At 71.2% G+C, this 17,422-nt stretch carries 16 protein-coding genes; 10 read left to right on the forward strand and 6 right to left on the reverse strand.

What is annotated here, in order from left to right; translation table 11 throughout:
* The first annotated feature begins 12 nt into the window (after nt 1-12).
* The 4 genes from Q1K33_RS09050 to Q1K33_RS09065 are packed head-to-tail and all read left to right on the forward strand — an operon-like array spanning nt 13 to nt 5,034.
* Complete coding sequence (locus Q1K33_RS09050; protein ID WP_300403033.1) at nt 13-1,494, forward strand: NAD-dependent succinate-semialdehyde dehydrogenase; 1,482 nt, start codon at nt 13-15, stop codon at nt 1,492-1,494.
* Nucleotides 1,491-2,354, forward strand: coding sequence for a fumarylacetoacetate hydrolase family protein (locus tag Q1K33_RS09055; protein ID WP_300403035.1), 864 nt, complete (start codon nt 1,491-1,493; stop codon nt 2,352-2,354). The genes Q1K33_RS09050 and Q1K33_RS09055 overlap by 4 nt, the downstream gene beginning before the upstream one ends.
* Nucleotides 2,351-3,532: a CoA transferase gene (locus tag Q1K33_RS09060; RefSeq protein ID WP_300403037.1), complete on the forward strand. Its 1,182-nt coding sequence runs from the start codon at nt 2,351-2,353 to the stop codon at nt 3,530-3,532. Before Q1K33_RS09055 ends, Q1K33_RS09060 begins: the two co-directional genes overlap by 4 nt.
* Nucleotides 3,529-5,034 (forward strand): carboxyl transferase domain-containing protein, encoded by a 1,506-nt coding sequence (locus Q1K33_RS09065; protein WP_300403040.1) that lies wholly within the window; start codon nt 3,529-3,531, stop codon nt 5,032-5,034. The genes Q1K33_RS09060 and Q1K33_RS09065 overlap by 4 nt, the downstream gene beginning before the upstream one ends.
* Before the next feature lie 39 nt (nt 5,035-5,073).
* Here Q1K33_RS09065 and Q1K33_RS09070 read toward each other — a convergent pair whose 3' ends face one another.
* Nucleotides 5,074-6,012 (reverse strand): VOC family protein, encoded by a 939-nt coding sequence (locus Q1K33_RS09070; protein WP_300403043.1) that lies wholly within the window; start codon nt 6,010-6,012, stop codon nt 5,074-5,076.
* Nucleotides 6,013-6,184: 172 nt separating this feature from the next.
* On the opposite strand from Q1K33_RS09070, the gene Q1K33_RS09075 reads away from it, so the two are divergent.
* Nucleotides 6,185-7,108, forward strand: coding sequence for a haloalkane dehalogenase (locus Q1K33_RS09075; protein WP_300403045.1), 924 nt, complete (start codon nt 6,185-6,187; stop codon nt 7,106-7,108).
* Nucleotides 7,109-7,112: 4 nt separating this feature from the next.
* Here Q1K33_RS09075 and trpS read toward each other — a convergent pair whose 3' ends face one another.
* From trpS to Q1K33_RS09090, 3 genes are all read right to left on the reverse strand, one after another.
* Nucleotides 7,113-8,150 carry a tryptophan--tRNA ligase gene (trpS, locus tag Q1K33_RS09080; protein WP_300403048.1) on the reverse strand — a complete coding sequence of 346 codons (1,038 nt, stop codon included), beginning with the start codon at nt 8,148-8,150 and terminating at the stop codon, nt 7,113-7,115.
* A 296-nt stretch (nt 8,151-8,446) separates the two neighbouring features.
* Nucleotides 8,447-9,268 carry a potassium channel family protein gene (locus tag Q1K33_RS09085; protein ID WP_300403051.1) on the reverse strand — a complete coding sequence of 274 codons (822 nt, stop codon included), beginning with the start codon at nt 9,266-9,268 and terminating at the stop codon, nt 8,447-8,449.
* Between the two features lie 39 nt (nt 9,269-9,307).
* Nucleotides 9,308-10,606, reverse strand: a complete 1,299-nt coding sequence (locus Q1K33_RS09090; protein ID WP_300403054.1) for a hypothetical protein — start codon at nt 10,604-10,606, stop codon at nt 9,308-9,310.
* An 80-nt stretch (nt 10,607-10,686) separates the two neighbouring features.
* Between Q1K33_RS09090 and Q1K33_RS09095 the strand changes: the two genes are divergently transcribed.
* From Q1K33_RS09095 to Q1K33_RS09115, 5 genes are all read left to right on the forward strand, one after another.
* A complete protein-coding gene (locus tag Q1K33_RS09095; RefSeq protein ID WP_300403057.1) occupies nt 10,687-11,910 on the forward strand; it encodes an acetoin utilization protein AcuC in 1,224 nt (407 codons plus the stop codon).
* A 139-nt stretch (nt 11,911-12,049) separates the two neighbouring features.
* Nucleotides 12,050-12,253, forward strand: coding sequence for a helix-turn-helix domain-containing protein (locus Q1K33_RS09100; protein ID WP_300403060.1), 204 nt, complete (start codon nt 12,050-12,052; stop codon nt 12,251-12,253).
* Between the two features lie 115 nt (nt 12,254-12,368).
* Nucleotides 12,369-12,470: an AURKAIP1/COX24 domain-containing protein gene (locus tag Q1K33_RS09105; protein ID WP_008356322.1), complete on the forward strand. Its 102-nt coding sequence runs from the start codon at nt 12,369-12,371 to the stop codon at nt 12,468-12,470.
* A gap of 12 nt (nt 12,471-12,482) precedes the next feature.
* Entirely contained in the window at nt 12,483-13,604 is a 1,122-nt protein-coding gene (locus Q1K33_RS09110; protein WP_300403064.1) for an NAD-dependent epimerase/dehydratase family protein, read from the forward strand.
* Nucleotides 13,597-14,952 (forward strand): lysophospholipid acyltransferase family protein, encoded by a 1,356-nt coding sequence (locus Q1K33_RS09115; protein ID WP_300403067.1) that lies wholly within the window; start codon nt 13,597-13,599, stop codon nt 14,950-14,952. The genes Q1K33_RS09110 and Q1K33_RS09115 overlap by 8 nt, the downstream gene beginning before the upstream one ends.
* 122 nt (nt 14,953-15,074) lie before the next feature.
* Here the strand turns inward: Q1K33_RS09115 and Q1K33_RS09120 are convergent, their stop codons facing one another.
* Together Q1K33_RS09120 and Q1K33_RS09125 are read right to left on the reverse strand one after the other, a co-directional pair.
* A complete protein-coding gene (locus Q1K33_RS09120; RefSeq protein WP_300403068.1) occupies nt 15,075-16,292 on the reverse strand; it encodes a DUF5667 domain-containing protein in 1,218 nt (405 codons plus the stop codon).
* 145 nt (nt 16,293-16,437) lie between these two features.
* Complete coding sequence (locus Q1K33_RS09125) at nt 16,438-17,235, reverse strand: sigma-70 family RNA polymerase sigma factor (RefSeq protein WP_300403070.1); 798 nt, start codon at nt 17,233-17,235, stop codon at nt 16,438-16,440.
* Nucleotides 17,236-17,422: the final 187 nt, after the last annotated feature.

Consider the following 17,422-nt stretch of genomic DNA (forward strand, 5'->3'; position numbering starts at 1 on the left):
GAGAAGGAAGAGATGACCATCAGTCCCGAGAAGTACCAGACCCCCACGCTGCCCGCGGTGCCGACCGGCCTGCTGATCGGTGGATCCTGGCGGCCGGCCACCGGTGGTGCCACCATCGCCGTCGACAACCCGGCCCCCGGGGAGATCCTCGCCGAGGTCGCGGACGGCACCGAGCAGGACGGGGTGGAGGCGCTGCGTGCGGCGGCCGCCGCCCAGGGTGCCCTGCACGCGATGACGCCCACCGAGCGCGCCCGACTGTTGCGTCGGGTCGAGACCGAGCTGCGAGACCGGATCGAGGAGTTCGCGCTGCTCATCACCGCGGAGATGGGCAAGGCCCTTCCTGAGGCCCGGGCCGAGGTGAACTACTCCGCCGACTTCTTCGGGTGGTTCGCCGACGAGGCCGTCCGGGTTGCGGGTGACTATCGACTCTCCCCGAACGGGTCGACGCGCATCCTCGTCTCGCACAAGCCGGTGGGTCCCTGCCTGCTCATCACGCCGTGGAATTTTCCCCTGGCCATGGGGGCGCGCAAGATCGCCCCGGCCCTCGCCGCCGGCTGCCCCTCGGTCCTCAAACCCGCCGGTCAGACGCCGCTGAGCAGCCTCCTGCTGGCCGAGGTGATCGAGTCGGCCGGCGCGCCGGCCGGAGCCGTGAACGTCGTGACCACGTCGCGCTCGGGGGCGGTCACGACGGCGATGATCGAGACCGGCCTGGCGCGCAAGCTTTCCTTCACCGGATCCACGGCCGTGGGCAAGATCCTGCTCGGGCAGTGCGCGCGCCACGTCATGCGTACCTCGATGGAACTGGGCGGCAACGCGCCGTTCCTGGTCTTCGAGGACGCCGACCTCGACGCAGCCGTCGAGGGTGCGATCGTCGCGAAGATGCGCAACGTCGGCCAAGCCTGCACCGCCGCGAATCGCTTCATCGTCGCGGCCGGCATCGCGCAGGACTTCACCACACGCCTGGCCGCCCGCATCGCCGCGATGGAGTCGGGCCCGGGCTGGGTCGAAGGAGTCGAGGTCGGCCCCCTGGTCGACGACGCCGCCGTCGCCAAGTTCGAGGAGCTGCTCGCCGACGCCGTCGCCAAGGGCGCCACGGTCGTCACCGGTGGGGGCGCGAGCTCGGGTCGCTTCGTCGAGCCGACCGTCCTGGCCGACGTCGCTGAGGGCAGCGCAGTCCTGGCCGAGGAGATCTTCGGCCCGATGGCACCCGTGGTGACCTTCACGAGTGACGCGGAGGCCGTGCGGCTCGCCAACGACACCGACTACGGCCTGGTCAGCTACGTCTACACCCGCGACCTCGACCGGACTCTCGCGATGGTCGATCATCTGCACACCGGCATGGTCGGCATCAACGTGGGCGTGGTGTCCAACGCCGCCGCCCCGTTCGGCGGGGTCAAGGAGTCGGGACTCGGCCGCGAAGGCGGCTTCGAGGGCCTCTCCGAGTACCAGGACACGACGTACGCCGCGTTGCCCGCCCCGAGGCACAGCCCGTGACCCGGGTCGTCGGCCTGCGCCAGCACGGCGCCGTGTCGGTCGGTGTTCTGCGATCCGATGGCGTCCGGGTCCTCACCTCGCTCGAGGAGTTCTGGCAGGCACCGTCGTGCTGGCTCAGCAGAGTCGGCGAGGCGGACTCATCGCGAGCATTGGTCCCGACCGCCGAGGTCGAGCTGGTCCCGCCAGTGCTCCCCGGTGCGCGGGTGCTGTGCATCGGCCTCAACTACCTCAAGCACGTGGCCGAGGGCTCCTACGCCGGGGACGGGGTGCCGAAGCACCCGACGATCTTCGCGCGCTGGACCAGCTCGCTCTCGGTCGGGGGCCAGGCCATCCCGGTGCCGCCCGACGAGGACGGCCTCGACTGGGAGGGCGAGGTCGTGGCCTACATCGGAGAGACCCTGGTCGATGCCAGCCCCGAGGAGGCGCTGGCCGCCGTGGTCGGCTACTCGACCTTCAACGACGTGACCGCGCGCCGGGCGCAGAAGCTCACCTCCCAGTGGATCCTGGGCAAGAACGCCGATCACTCCGGTCCGTTGGGTCCGATCGTCCCGGCCGGAGAGGTGGGGGATCTGCGTGACGGGCTCGAGGTCGTGACGCGGGTCAACGGTGAGGTTGTGCAGCAGGGCCGCACCGACGAGATGGTCTATACGGTCGGTGACACGCTGTCGCTGGTCAGCAGAACCATCACCTTGCGACCCGGCGACCTCCTGGCCACCGGCACCCCGTCGGGGGTCGGCTATACCCGGACCCCGCCGTGGCTGCTGAACGCCGGCGACGTCGTCGAGGTCGAGGTCGAGTCGCTGGGCACCCTCACCAACGCGATCGTCAGGCACGAGGCGCGGCGACCGGAGGAGCGTTGACGTCCACGGGCCCGCTGTCGGGCGTGCTGGTGGTCGACCTCTCCCGCGCCCTGGCAGGGCCGCACGCCACGATGATGCTGGCCGACCTCGGAGCCCGCGTGATCAAGGTCGAGTCCCCCGATCGTGGCGACGACACCCGCGGGTGGGGTCCTCCGTTCGTCGACCCGCCCCACGGTGAGCGGGAGTCGACGTACTTCCTGTCGGCCAACCGCAACAAGGAGTCCATCTGCCTCGACCTGAAGGATGGCGACGACCTGCGCGTGCTGCTCGACCTGGTCTCGCGCGCCGACGTCGTGGTCGAGAACTTCCGCACCGGGGTGATGGAGCGACTGGGCCTGGACCCGGGCATGTTGAGCGCACTCAACCCGCGACTCGTCCAGCTGTCGATCAGCGGGTTCGGGCACGACGGACCCGAGGGTGGCCGCGCCGGCTACGACCAGATCGCCCAGGGCGAGGGTGGTCTGATGTCGATCACAGGTCCGACACCCGACCAGCCGCAGCGGATGGGTGTGCCGATCTGCGACCTTCTCGCTGGCATGTACGGCGCCTATGGCGTCCTCGCAGCGCTCCACCACCGGGAGACCACCGGACAGGGCCAGGTCGTGCGCACCTCCTTGCTCGCAGCGGCGGTCGGTGTGCACGCCTTCCAGGGCACCCGATGGACGGTCGGCGGTCAGGTCGCGCGGGCCGACGGGAACCACCACGGCGCGATCGCGCCGTACGGACTGTTTCGTTGCGCCGACGGCGCCGTTCAGCTCTCGGTCGGCAGCGAGGCGCTGTGGCTGCGCTTCTGTGCGGGCTTCGATCTCGAGGCGACGGATCCGGCCTTCGCCACGAACAGCGACCGGGTGGTCCGGCGTGACGCCCTCGTGGCCGTGATCGAGCGTGCCTTCGCCTCCTGGGAGGCCGTTGACCTGTTGGACCGCCTCGCCGAGCTGGGTGTCCCCGCCGGACGGGTGCGTTCGATAGACGAGGTCTACGAGTGGGATCAGACGCGAAGTCAGGGACTGGTCGTCGATGTGCAGCACAGCACGCTGGGTGGCCTTCGTCTGCCCGGACCGCCGCTGCGCTTCTTCTCCCCGGAGGGCGACGAGCGAACGCCTGGAGACCACGCTGCCCCGCCTGTCCTCGACGAGCACGGGGCGTCCATCCGAGCGTGGCTCGCGTCGCCGCGATGAGCGCCGCCGACTTCATCGACACCCTCGTGGACGAGGGTTCCTTCCGCTCCTGGGACCTGCCGATCGACCTGCCGGACGACCCCGACTACGCGGCCGCGCTGCGGCGCGCCCACGCCCGCAGTGGCGCCGACGAGGCGGCTGTGACGGGTCGAGCACGGATCGGCGGTCGGGACGTCGCACTCGTGGTCGGCGAGTTCGGATTCCTGGGCGGGTCGGTGGGCGCGGCCGCGGCGCTCCGGGTGGTCGAGGCGGTGCGTCGGGCGACCCGCGAGAGGCTGCCACTGCTCGCGGCACCGGCATCGGGCGGCACCCGGATGCAGGAGGGGACTCCAGCCTTCGTCAAGATGATCGACCTCGCGCGAGCCGTCGCGGCCCACAAGGGGTCCGGCCTGCTGTATGCCGTGTACCTCCGGCACCCCACGACTGGCGGCGCGCTGGCCTCGTGGGGGTCCCTGGGACAGGTGACCTTCGCCGAACCCGGGGCCTTGATCGGGTTCCTGGGCCCGTCGGTCTTCGAGGCACTGAAGGGCTCGCCGTTCCCCGAGGGGATCCAGACGGCGGAGAATCTGCATCGGGTGGGGGTCGTGGACGGCGTGCTGTCGGGCGGAGAGCTCGCGGCGGTGATGAGCGACCTGCTTCGCCATGTCGGCGCGCCCGGTCTGGTCGCGGACCGGAGTGGTTTGCGGGACGGAGCCGGGGCCTCGGCCGAGCCCCCGGTCGAGGCCTGGACCTCGATCCAAGTCACCGCGTCAGCACGGCGCCCGGGCGCTCGCGAGTTGTTGAGCACGACCGCCAGGCGCGTCGTGAAGCTGTCGGGCACCGGGCAAGGAGAGCGCGGCGCCCGTATCCTGGGGTGCGTTGCGGAGGTCTGCGGCGTCTCATGTGTCGTGGTCGCGCAGGACCGCGCCGCGCAGGAGGCGCTCGGGCCGCTGGGGCCTGCGGACCTGCGTGCCGCCCGCCGGATGGTGCGTCTGGCCGACGAGCTCGGGCTGCCTGTGCTGACGATCATCGACACCTCCGGCGGCGACCTGTCGGTCGACGCGGAGGAGGGAGCGATCGCAGGAGAGATCGCACGACTCCTCCAGGAGCTCGTCAGCACCCGGGTCCCGACCGTCTCGATCCTGCTGGGCGAGGGATGCGGCGGGGCTGCCCTGGCGCTGCTTCCTGCCGACCGCGTCGTGGCCGCCCAGCACGCGTGGCTCTCGCCCCTGCCGCCGGCCGGTGCCAGCGCGATCCTGCACGGCACCGGGGAGCGGGCAGCGGAGCTTGCCGCCCACCAGCGGGTGAGAGCGCACGACCTGCTCGCCGACGGGATCGTCGACGTGCTCGTGGCCGAGGACCCGCCGGCAGACGACGACCCGCAGGGCTTCTGCCGCCGGGTCGCCGGCGCTGCCGCCGATGCCCTGGTGCGTGAGTTGGCCGGGGAGCCGCAGCCGGCCGATCCGGGCCTGTCGGCAGGGCCAGCCGGGTCGGGCGAACGCGCCGACGCGACGGTCAGCTGATCTCTCGGCCGACCGTCGCGCGGGATGGAGCAGGGTCGTTCAGGCGATCGAGTTGGCGATCCGGGCCAGGCCCTCGTCGCTGGAGGTGACGCCCATGGCGGCGTTCGTCAGGCGCTTGATCTCCTCGCGGGAGGTGCCCTGCATCCAGACGTCGCGGCTGATCGGGGTGGCCTCGAGGATGCGCGCCCGGTGGTCGGCGTCCACGATGTCGTGCTCGGTGCAGAACTCGAAGGAGATGCCGGCGGCCGGGTCGGCGATGTAGACGCTGATGGAGCCCGAGGCGGCGTGACGCAGGACGTCCTTCTGCAGGGTCGCCCCCCTGCTGGTTGCGATGTTGCGGGCTCGCATGACGTCGTCGATGCTCTCGACCAGGATGCAGAAGTGGTCCATCGTCGCGGCCCGCTCTGGACTGCCGCGGAAAATGCCCATGGAGTGGTGGTAGTTGTTGCCAGAGCGCATGAACACGGCGTTGCGCTTGATCCAGTCGGACGCACGGAAGCCGAGCACCCCGCTGTAGAAGTCGTGCGCGGCGACGGGATCGGTGGAGAACCAGACGGCGTGCAGCATCTCCTGCATCCGTACCAGGTTCTGACCTGGCTTCGTACCGCGCGACAACATCTGCGTGTAGACGTCGATCTCGAGGCCGTCGGGGTCGGTGAAGCGGACGCCTCGGTCGATGGCGTCGCCGTCGAGGTCGCCGAACTCCTCGTAGGCGATGCCCCGCGCATCCAGGCGGTCGGTCACGTCGCCGAGGGCGTCGTCGCTGCCGAGTTCGAAGCCGACCCGGAGCAACCCGCGACGCTGGTCCTGCTGCTCCAAGCGCAGCCAGTGATGGTCGTAGCCTCCACCGAGGAAGGCGGTCCCAGCCGAGGAGTCGTGCACCGTGAGGTGGCCGACGTCGCGATAGAAGTCGGCTGATCCTGCAACGTCTGGCACGCCCATCACCACATAGCCGAGTCGCTCTACTGCCTGATCCATTCCCGTGCCCTCCACGCCGTGGTGAATTCCTCGGCTCGTCGATCTTTGTCTCCCAGCAGCGCTGGGACTCTGCTCAAGAGACTAGTGTATACACTTGCGTCCTTCAAGTGGTGAAGTGCATGTCGAGTCCTCCTAGGCGTCTCGACCATGGGGCGGATGCCATAGTCGGAGCATGCAGACCTACCGCACGCCCGAGGACGCCTTCGCCGACATCGACTGGCCCCGCGCCGGCACCGAGACGTCGTACGCCGAGGTGGCCGACCCGGACGGCGGGGAGCCCCTACGAATGGCGTACGTCGACGTGGTGCCCGACGGCTGGGCGGCCGGCGGGCCGGTCGTGCTGATGCTGCACGGAGAGCCGACCTGGTCCTACCTCTACCGCGACGTCGTCGACGCGGTGAGCGCCGCCGGCGCCCGCTGCGTCGTGCCGGACCTCGTCGGCTTCGGTCGCTCGGACAAGCCGCTGGCGATCACCGACCACACCTACGCACGCCACGTCGAGTGGGTGCGCAGCCTGGTGGTCGACCACCTCGACCTCGCGGGAGCGACCCTCCTCGGCCAGGACTGGGGTGGCCTGATCGGGCTGCGCCTCGTGGCCGAGCACCCCGGGCGCTTCGCCTCCGTGGTGACCGCCAACACCGGTCTGCCGACAGGGGACTTCGACATGCCCGAGATCTGGTGGCAGTTCCGCAACGCCGTCGAGAAGGCGCCGACCCTCGACGTGGGGCGGTTCGTCGAGTCGGGGTGCGTGCGCGGCCTCGACGACGCCGACCGGACGGCGTACGACGCCCCGTTCCCCGTCGAGGAGGCCAAGGCCGGGGCGCGCGCGATGCCGACCCTCGTCCCGACCCGTCCCGATGACCCCGCCACCGAGGCCAACCGGGCGGCGTGGGAGGTCCTGCAGACGTGGGACAAGCCGTTCCTGACGGCGTTCAGCGACTCCGACCCGATCACCGGGGCAATGGCGCCGATCCTGCGCAAGATGATCCCCGGTGCCGCCGGTCTCGAGCACCCGACCGTCGAGCGCGCCGGGCACTTCCTGCAGGAGGACGCCGGAGCCGAGCTGGGCGAGATCGTGGCGCGCTTCGTCGGCTGAGGCGTCACAACCCGATCGCCGCGTACGCCGCAGCCAGCACCGGCTGGGTGACCGACCGAGCCCGCTCGGCACCGCGCGCGTAGGTCTCGGTGACGTACGCACGCTCGGCGGCCACCTCGGCGTACCGCTTCTGGACCGGATCGAGCTCGGCGACCACCGCGTCGGTGACGGCGCGCTTGAGAGCGCCGTAGGTCGTGAGTCCCTCGGCGCTCCCGCCGCACGCCTCCAGGATGTCGAGCAGGTTGGTGACGCCCGGCTTCTCCGCGCGATCACGCCGCACGGCGTCCGGGCCGGTGTCGCTGTCGGTCACGGCGCGGGCGACCTTGCGCCGTACGACATCGGGAGGGTCGAGCAGCCGGATCACGCCGGGACCGTCCGCCGCTCCCGACTTGCCCATCTTGCTGGTCGGCTCGGCGAGGTCCATGACCCGCGCGGCCACGGGCGGGGTCGTGATCTCCGGGACCGTGAAGACCTGGCCGTAGGTGGCGTTGAAGCGCACGGCGAGGTCGCGGGTGAGCTCGACGTGCTGGCGCTGGTCGTCGCCCACGGGCACCTGCTCGGGGCGGTAGAGCAGGATGTCGGCCGCCATCAGCACCGGGTAGGTGAGCAGGCTCGCGCGGGTGGACTCGACGCCGCGCCCCTTCTCCTTGAACTGGATCATCCGGCCGAGCTCGCCAGTCGTCGCCACGCACTCGAGGAGGTAGGCGAGCTGGCTGTGCGTCGGCACGTGGCTCTGCACGAACAGCGTGGCGGCGTCGAGGCCGACGGCGATCAGGGTCGCGGCCTGCTCGGCGACCAGGGAGCGGAGCCGTGCGGCGTCGTGGGGGATCGTGAGCGAGTGCAGGTCTGCGAGGCCGAAGAAGCAGTCGGCATGCTCCTGCGTCGCGGCCATCGGCCGCAGGGCGCCGAGGTAGTTGCCGAGCGTCAGGTGGCCGGTGGGCTTGAGCAGCGACAGCGCGCGCGGTCGGGTCCGGTGGGCGGGAGCGAGGTGGTCGGGCTGGTCGGGCTGGTCGGGCTGGCAGAGCTGGTCGGTGCGGGTCATGGGGGTCTCCTGGGATGAGAGCCCACGGGTCGGCGCCGTCCGGTCGAGTCGACGGAAATGCCGAACGGCCGCCCGTGGGCGGCCGTTGGTGTCGGTGCGTCAGTGCACGCGACCAGGGATGGTCCGCCGGGTCAGGCGGGCCACCACTGCATCGAGGACGTCGTCAGCACGCGGCTATCATGCCACGGCGGCCCGCCGGCCGGGCATGTTACTGACCGCTGTGACTACTGCCCAGCGGTTACAACCGTCAGGTAGTAGTCACAGCGGTCAGTAACATCCCCCCGGAGCGCGCGGCCTCAACCCCGCGGCGATGCGGGCGCCGACGAGTCCGGCCCGCCAGCGGTGCCCCGAGCCTCGGTCAGCTCACGGCGCAGCGCCGCGACCTCGTCGACGAGCGCCTTGATGTCCCCGTGCGTGGCCTGGCCGGCGTCGTCCTCGATGTCCTGCACCCGGTCGAGCAGCCAGGAGGCGAGGGAGGCGGTGACGACACCGAGCAGGGCGATGCCGGCGAGCATCAGGCCGGCGGCGACGAAGCGTCCCGTCGTCGTCACGGGGAAGTGGTCGCCGTAGCCGACGGTGGTCACGGTCGTCATCGCCCACCACAGCGCGTCGGCGAAGCCCCCGATGTTGGCGTCCGGCGCGCCGCGCTCGGCGTCGAGGACGGCCAGGCTGGCCACGAACATCACGATCGAGGAGGCGCCGGCGACGTAGAGCGCCACCCGGCCGCGCAGCGACCCGCCGGCGTACCGGTTGAGGACCGACAGCAGCGTGAGCAGCTGCAGCAGCCGCAGCGGTTGCAGGATCGGCAGCACGACGATCGCCAGGTCGAGCGGGTGCTGGCGCACGAACTGCCACCGGTGCCCGGCCCCGATGAAACGGATCACGTAGTCCACGACGAAGACCAGCCACGTCGCCGCCGTCACCGAGCGGCACAGCGCCACCCACTCCTGCTCGAGCCCGGGGTCGAGGATCGGCCAGGCGTACGCCGCCAGGAAGGCGACCGCGGCCAGGGTCATCGGCACGTCGCGGCGCAGGCTGAACCTCGGCACCGAGCGCGGCACCACCTTCTTCAGTCCCGCTCCCGCCGCCTTGCTGACCTTCTGGGTGACCTTCGCCATCGCTCCAGGCTGTCACGACCCGTGCTCACCCGCTGGGGGTCACGGAGGGAAGTCGCTGGGCGGCTCGAAGACCACCAGCCACCAGATCCACCCGACCTGGCCGACGAAGCCCGCCAGCACCCAGAACGCCGTACGCCAGCGCCACCACCGCGACAGCGACATCCGGTGGGCCCCGACCAGGACGGCCGCGACCGGGAAGAGCGGCACGAGGTAGCGCACGATGCTGGTGTTGCCGTCGACGACGGCGAGCAGGTAGACGGCGTACGCCACGGCCCACACGCGCAGGCGTACGTCGATCCCCGGCGCGAGGCGCGGCACGAGCAGGACCAGCGACAGCACGAGGGCGAGCACCATGCTCAGGGCGGGGACGACGGTCTCGGGGGTGCGCTGCTCCCACGCCCACTCGATGGTGCGTCGCCACGGCTCGATCGGGTCGATCGCCGCCTCGCCCCGCCACGCGGTCATCGTCGTCGGGTAGGCGTCGCGCTGACCGGTGCCGGCCCAGGCGAGCGTGGTCCACATGATCCCGGAGATGCCGGTCGCAACCACCGCGACGCCGATGCCCAGCCGCTCGCCTACGCCCACGGGGCGGGTCTCACGCTCGCGCCAGCGCAGCCACACCGCGACCAGGACGACGACCGACAGCGGCAGGGCGATGGGTCGCGTCAGCCCGAGCAGCAGCGCGGTCAGTCCGCACCCGACCCAGCTCCCGCGGACGAGCAGGAGCAGGAAGGCGACCAGCAGCAGCATGCTGAACGACTCGGTGTAGGCCATCTGCAGCACCGGCGCGGCCGGCTGGGCAGCCCACACCGCGACGACCGCGAGGGCCGGTCCCACGCGCGAGCCCACGTCGTACGGCGAGGTCTCGACCACCAGGCGCGCCATGAGGATCGCGGCGCCGAGCCCGGCGACCAGCGCCAGCAGCGGCGCGACGGTGGCGAACTCGAGCGTGGTGGCCCAGGAGACGAAGCGGATCGCGTAGGGAAAGAGGGGGTAGAAGGCCCACGGGTTCTGCCGCACGCGGCCGTCGTCACCGACCGGGAGCCCGTCGGGATAGCCCTCGGTCGCGATCCGCTCGTACCACTTGGCATCCCACGAGAGCGCCAGGTCGATGTCGCCCTCCGCGGGCCCGGTGACGGCGGGGAACCAGACCTGGTCCTGGGCAGCCAGTGCTAGCAGCACGCCCGAGACCACGCGGATCGCGAGGTAGAGCGCGGTGACCTGGGCCCACAGCGGCCACTCCCGTGGGTGACCGGGAAGTCCGGGAGGTCCGGGAAGTCGGGTCCGCGAGGGCGGGCGCTCGCCGACGGTGTGGGCCACCCGACCAGTCTCGCTCATGCGACACAGGAGTCTGCTGCAGGCGGTCCAGCGGCCGTACGGCGTGCCTCGTCGAGGCCGCGGTTCCCTAGGCTCGGGTGATGCTCGCCCCCGCCGACCAGTGTCAGGGACCCGCCACCGTGGTCCACGACCCGAGCCTGACCGACTACGACTTCGGGCCCGACCACCCCATGTCACCGGTGCGCGTCGACCTGACCGTCGTGCTGGCGACCGGCCTCGGCGTGCTGGGTGCGCCCGGAACCGCCCCCGCACCGGGCGTGCTGCGCGCCGTACCCGCGCCGATGGCCAGTGCCGACCAGCTGGCCACCGTCCACGACCCGCGCCTGATCGAGGCAGTCATGGCCGCCGGAGCCGATCCGTCGAGGGCGTCGGCCGCCTTCGGCCTCGGGACCGAGGACAACCCGGCGTTCGCGGGCATGCACGAGGCGGCCTCGCACGTGGTCGGGGCGTCGCTGGAGGCGTTCCGGCAGGTGTGGTCGGGGGAGTCGTTGCACAGCGCCAACATCACCGGCGGGCTCCACCACGCGATGCCCGACCGGGCCAGCGGATTCTGCGTCTACAACGACGTCGCGGTGGGGATCCAGTGGCTGCTCGACCAGGGGGCCGAACGCGTGGCCTACGTCGACGTGGACGTGCACCACGGCGACGGGGTGGAGCGGATCTTCTACGACGACCCGCGGGTGCTGACGATCTCGTTGCACGAGTCGGGTCAGTTCCTCTTCCCGGGCACGGGGGAGTGTCGCGACTCCGGGGGGCCCGATGCCAAGGGCTCGGCCGTCAACGTCCCGCTCCCTCCCGGCACGGGCGACGGCGGGTGGCTGCGGGCCTTCCACGCGGTGGTGCCGGCGCTGCTGCGCGAGTTCGACCCCGACGTGCTGGTCACCCAGCACGGCTGCGACTCCCACGCCGACGACCCGCTGGCCCACCTGATGCTCAGCGTCGACGGGCAGCGCTCCACCTACCTGGCGCTGCACGACCTGGCCCACGAGGTTGCCGACGGGCGCTGGGTGGTCACCGGTGGCGGCGGCTACGCGCTGGTCCAGGTCGTGCCGCGGGCGTGGAGCCATCTGCTCGCGGTCGTGGGCGGGCGTCCCCTGGACGTCGACCTCGACACCCCGGCGGCGTGGCGCGACCACGTCGAGCACCTGCTGGGGCGTCGAGCGCCGGAGCGGATGGGGGACGGTCGCGAGCCGTCGTACCGACCCTGGGAGGAGGGCTACGACCCCGACACCTGGCTGGACCGCAGCGTGAATCTCGCCCGCACGGAGCTGTTTCCGTATCACGGCCTGGACCCGTTGCCATAAGGACACGCCGTGATTTGGGAAGAAACATGAGGCTATCTCTTCCCCACACGTCACATCAGGCCCTAGTGTCATCCGGGTCGTGCCCGACCAACACTGGTGGGGAAGCCAGTGGCGGGCACTTGGAAAGCTGGTGCCCCCCGTGTCGAACTCTCCTGGTCCTACCTCCGACCCGAAGTTCCTGACCATCGCCGAGGTCGCGGGCATGATGCGCGTCTCCAAGATGACCGTCTACCGCCTGGTCCACGGGGGTGAGCTGCCCGCCGTACGCGTCGGACGCTCGTTCCGCGTCCAGGAGGACGACGTCGACGACTACCTGCGCAAGAGCTTCTTCGACGCCGGCTGAGCCGCGCCTGACCGCTCTCGCTCGCGACACCGATTGCGGGTCCTGCGTGCGCGCCAAGTAGGCTGTGCCGGTCCCGGCGCTCGTGCTGGGTGCAACCTGATCTGAAGAGGTTTTCGTGGGTTCTGTCATCAAGAAGCGACGCAAGCGCATGGCCAAGAAGAAGCACCGCAAGCTTCTCAAGAAGACGCGCGTGCAGCGTCGCAAGCTCGGCAAGTAACGCACCGTAGCGATGGCCGGCGGCAGCAAGGTCGTCCTCGTCACCGGGGTCTCCCGTGACCTCGGCCGTCGCTGTGCCTCGGCCATCGCCGAGCACCCCTCGGTCGGTCGCGTCATCGGCGTCGACGTCGTCCCCCCACGTGGGGACGTCGGCGACGTCTCCTTCGTGCGCGCCGACATCCGCAACCCGGTCATCGCCAAGGTCATCGCCAAGGAGGACGTCGACACCGTCGTCCACATGAGCGTGATCGCGACCCCCGGCAGTGTCGGTGGTCGCAACACGATGAAAGAGCTCAACGTCATCGGGACGATGCAGCTGCTCGCGGCGTGCCAGAAGGCGCCACGGGTCACCGACCTCATCGTGAAGTCGACCACCACCGTGTACGGCGCCAGCAATCGCGACCCGGCGATGTTCACCGAGGACATGGAGCCGCGCCGCGCGCCGCGCGCCGGGTACGCCAAGGACGTCGCCGAGATCGAGGGCTACGTCCGTGGGCTTGCGCGCCGTCGTAGCGACTGCCGGGTCACGATGCTGCGCTGTGCCAACGTGATCGGGCCCCACGTGATCAGCCCGATCACCTCCTACTTCCGGCTCCCGGTGCTGCCGACGGTGCTCGGCTTCGACGCGCGACTGCAGTTCCTGCACGAGGCCGACCTGATGGCCGTGCTTCAGCACGCCGTCGACGACGGTCCGGCCGGCACGTTCAACATCGCCGGTGACGGCGTCCTGATGCTCTCCCAAGCCGTACGTCGGCTCCAGCGGCCAAGCGTGCCGATGCCCGGCTTCGCCGTGGGCTCGCTCGGCTCGGCGCTGCGCTCGGCGCGGGTCGCCGACTTCTCGCCCGAGCAGCAGGACTTCCTGACCTACGGGCGTGGGGTCGACACCACACAGATGCGGGAGACGCTGGGCTTCACCCCCCGCTACACCACCGCCGAAGCGTTCGCCGACTTCGCCGCCGGCCTCGCGCCGACCGGCGGACGCACCGAGAGGGCTCTCGCCGCCGTCGCCGAGCGCCTGCCCAGCACCCACACGCTCGACGACGCGGGACGACCAGCCCTCCAGGGACCGCGTGCGGTCCCGGACCTGGTCGGTTCCTCGGCACCCAGACGATCACGAGGTGACTCCCATGGGTGACGCAGAGATCATTCCGATCGGCACCCGCGGGCGCCCCGGTCGTGGCGCCGGCAAGCAGCCGTCCTCGGCGGCTCGCGGCCTGGCGCCGACCAAGAAGGCGCCGGCCAAGAAGGCGCCGGCCAAGAAGCCCGCTGCCGGCACGGGTCAGGGCGGCCCGGGTCAGGGCGGCCCGGGTCAGGGCGGCACGGGCTCGGGCGGCACGGGCGCAGACGCCACGGCCGAACCGACCGGGTCACAGCAGAGCACGACCGACGAGCCGAGCTCCGCCGAGGAGCAGCAGACGCCGCCCGCGGCCCGCGAGGGCGCGCCGACGCGCGACGCCCAGGCCTCGTCCGACGAGCAGGGCACGCGTGCTGGGGAGGCCGAGGAGTCGTCCCCGCTCTCGGCCAGCAGTGCCGCCACTGATGCGCCGCTCGCCTCTCCACTCAGCACGCGTGAGCGCAACCCGCTTCGCTCGATCCCCACCTCGGCCTGGCTCTCCGCCTTCCAGGAGGCCGCGATGGAGGTCTTCGGCGACTCGTGGGAGCCGCGCCTCGCGGAGTTCCTCGCCTTCCTGCGCCGCCGGATCACCGGCGACTACGTCGTCGACGAGTACGGCTTCGACGCCGAGGTCACCCAGCGCTTCTTCATGGCCGCCCTGCGCCCGATCGCCCAACAGTGGTTCCGGATCGAGGTGCGCGGCGCCGAGAACATCCCCGCCGACGGGGGCGCCCTCGTGGTCTCCAACCACTCGGGCACCGTCCCGGTCGACGGTCTGATGACGATGGTGTCGATCCACGACCACACCGGCCGCCACCTGCGCGCCCTCGGTGCCGACCTCGTCTTCCAGCTGCCGGTGATCTCCAGCCTGGCCCGCAAGGGCGGGGCCACCCTGGCCTGCAACGAGGACGCCGAGCGGATGCTGCGCGGCGGCGAGCTGGTCGGGGTGTGGCCCGAGGGTTTCAAGGGCATCGGCAAGCCGTTCTCCCAGCGCTACAAGCTGCAGCGCTTCGGTCGGGGTGGCTTCGTCTCGGCCGCCCTGCGCACCGGCGTCCCGATCGTGCCGCTTGCCGTGGTGGGCGCCGAGGAGATCTACCCCCTCGTGGGCAACATCCCCGCACTGGCCCGCCTGATCGGGGTGCCCTACATCCCCGTCACGCCGCTGTTCCCGCTGCTGGGCCCGCTCGGCCTGATCCCGCTGCCCTCGAAGTGGCTCCTCGAGTTCGGGGAGCCCATCCGCACCGACGAGTACGACGACGGCGCGGCCGACGACCCGATGCTGGTCTTCGACGTCACCGACCAGGTGCGCGAGACGATCCAGCAGACGCTCTACTCGCTGCTCATGCAACGGTCGTCCGTCTTCGGCTGAGGTCGAAGCCAACGCCGAGGGGGCGTGCGGCCACTCCGATGCGGCCGCTTTGAGCCGCGCGATCCCGCGCCGACGCGACGTAGGCCCCGCGAGCGGTCGCCCCCTCGCGACGAAGCTGCGGCCTACTTGTCGCCGGTCAGCCCGCCGAGGCCCTTGCCCAGGCCCTTGACCACGTCGTCGACGATCTCGGCGGTGCCGGTGAGCAGATCACCGATCGGGTCGTCGGAGCCCTTGACGATGATGTCGTCGAGCAGCCCGCCGTTGCCCTTCTTGGTGCCCTTGCCCTGGTCGTCGTCCGTGGCTGCGGGGCCCTGCGGCAGCACCGGCTGGTCGGGCTTGCTGGTGCCGGAGCCGGGGGTGCTCGGCGGTGAGACCTGGGTCGGGGCCTTGTTGGCTCCGTCCGTGGCCTTCTTGCTCTTGCCCGACTTGTCGGTGCTGGAGGTCTTGGTGTCGGTCGCCGGGACGACCGTCTCCAGGAGCGGGCTGAGCACGTCGTCGAGGAGGTTGTCGACCGTCTTCTGCGCGAAGACCGGGGCCTGCATGATCGGCAGGTCGGTGCACGCAGGGCACAGGCTCTGGGCCTGCACGTCGATCGCGTTGATCACCTGCGAGGCCTCGATCAGCGAGGAGCGGGCCGCTGCGGGGATGACGCTCTGCAGGCTCGAGAGCGCCCCCATGCTGTCGGCGGTGAACGTGCGCAGCTCCTCGATCGAGGAAGCATGGCCGTTGTCGGCGAAGTCGCCCAGCAGCAGGTCGGAGGCCTCGGTGGCCTGCTCGACGAAGTCCTCGAGCGTGGTGGCGATGGCCCGGGCGTCGTCGTCGCCGGAGCGACTGAGCGCGCCGACCTCGTCGAGTCGCCCGGAGGCGTTGCCGAGCAGCGTGGTGCCCTTGCCGTCCGCGTCCCGCTGGACGCCGGCCTGTGCGTTCTCGATCGCGCGCTTGAGCGGGTAGAGGGTGTCGCCCGGCAGGGAGCTCTGGGCAGCGACGGCCATCGAGCCGGTCGCGCTGACGATCGCGAAGCCACCGACGGCAGCAGCGATCCGCCGCTCGCGGGGGGTACGGCGTACGGGCCTGGCGGTGCGGGCCGCGCTCTGCGCCGGGGAGTCGGGGGCCAGCGCCGTCTCGGCGGCGGCCATGAGCCGACCGCGCAGGTCGGCAGAGAAGTCCGCCCGGGGCTCGACGAGCGGAGCGTGACGCAGCGTGGCGACGACCCCGAGGAGCTCCTCGAAGCGCGGGTCGGCCGAGGGCGCGGAGGATCCGGAGGTGGTGGCGCGCGTGGCGCGCTCGAGGAGCAGGTCGAACTCGTCGGCGCGTCGGCGCGAACCGAAGACGGGGTTCATCACTGTCCTCCTCTGCTGAGTGTGGTGCCCGTGGGCCGGGCGGTGCACGGACCCGTGCGGTCCGACACCTGTTTCAACGACGGGTGGAGCGCGGAGGTTACGGGCGATCGCCGGTGAGATGAGGAGGAATGTCCGAAGGGGGCCATCAGTCGCGGATCCCTTCGGGCATCAGCTTCGCGAGGTTGCGCACGCCGCGGAGCTGGAGCTGCTTGACGGCGCCCTCGCTGCGACCGAGGACCTCGGCCGTCTCGGCGATGCTCATCCCCTGCAGGAACCGCATCACCAGGCAGTCGCGCTGCTCGTCGGGCAGCTCGGTCAGCGCCTCGAGGAGCAGCTCGTTGGTCAGGCTCGCCAGGACCGCGGCCTCCGGGCCCTCGGTGCTGGCGTCGTGGTCGCCCATGTCGTCGGTGGTGAGCTCGAGGCGGGTGCGTCCGGCCTTGAAGTGATCGGTGGCCAGGTTGCGGGCGATGGTCATCAGCCACGCCCCGAAGTCCTTGCCCTGCCAGCGGAAGCTCTTCATGTTGCGCAGCGCCCGGAAGAACGTCTCGGAGGTGAGGTCCTCGGCCAGGGGCGCCGAGCGCGTGCGATAGAAGAGGAAGCGGTAGACCGAGACGTGGTAGTGGTCGTACAGCAGTCCGAAGGCCTCGGAGTCGCCGCCTCGGGCGAGCTCGACGAGCGCGATCAACCGGCTGCGGTCGTCCTCGGACTCCTCCGACGACGTGGCCAGGTCGGCGTCACCGAAGCCTCCGCTCCCGCGCTCGGGCCCGCTCGGTGCGCTGCTGTGCCGGTCGTCGGCCAGCGCTTCCGAGAGCAGCCACCCGGGGCCACCGACGGGGCCACCGGCAGGGCCACCGGCGAGGGCCGGGGCAGGGTCGAGGAGGCTCAGCACGGCCGCGCGCAGGGCTTCGAGCCCGCGCGCGACATCTGGCCTCTCGTGAGGCATGCTTCCCGCCCTCCCGCAGAAAATGCTCCCGACTGACCTCGTGATCCTAGGGCAGGTCGGCTACCTGCGGGTAGGAATCGGCCCGATCGCGGTCCAGACCACCCGACCGGGCGATGTCACGACCGACCGATCGGCCGGCGAGCGTGCGGCCCGCCTCGGCGGCCCGATGCGCTGCCCGGAGCTCAGC

Source organism: Nocardioides sp. (assembly GCF_029937575.1).
GTDB lineage: Bacteria > Actinomycetota > Actinomycetes > Propionibacteriales > Nocardioidaceae > Nocardioides.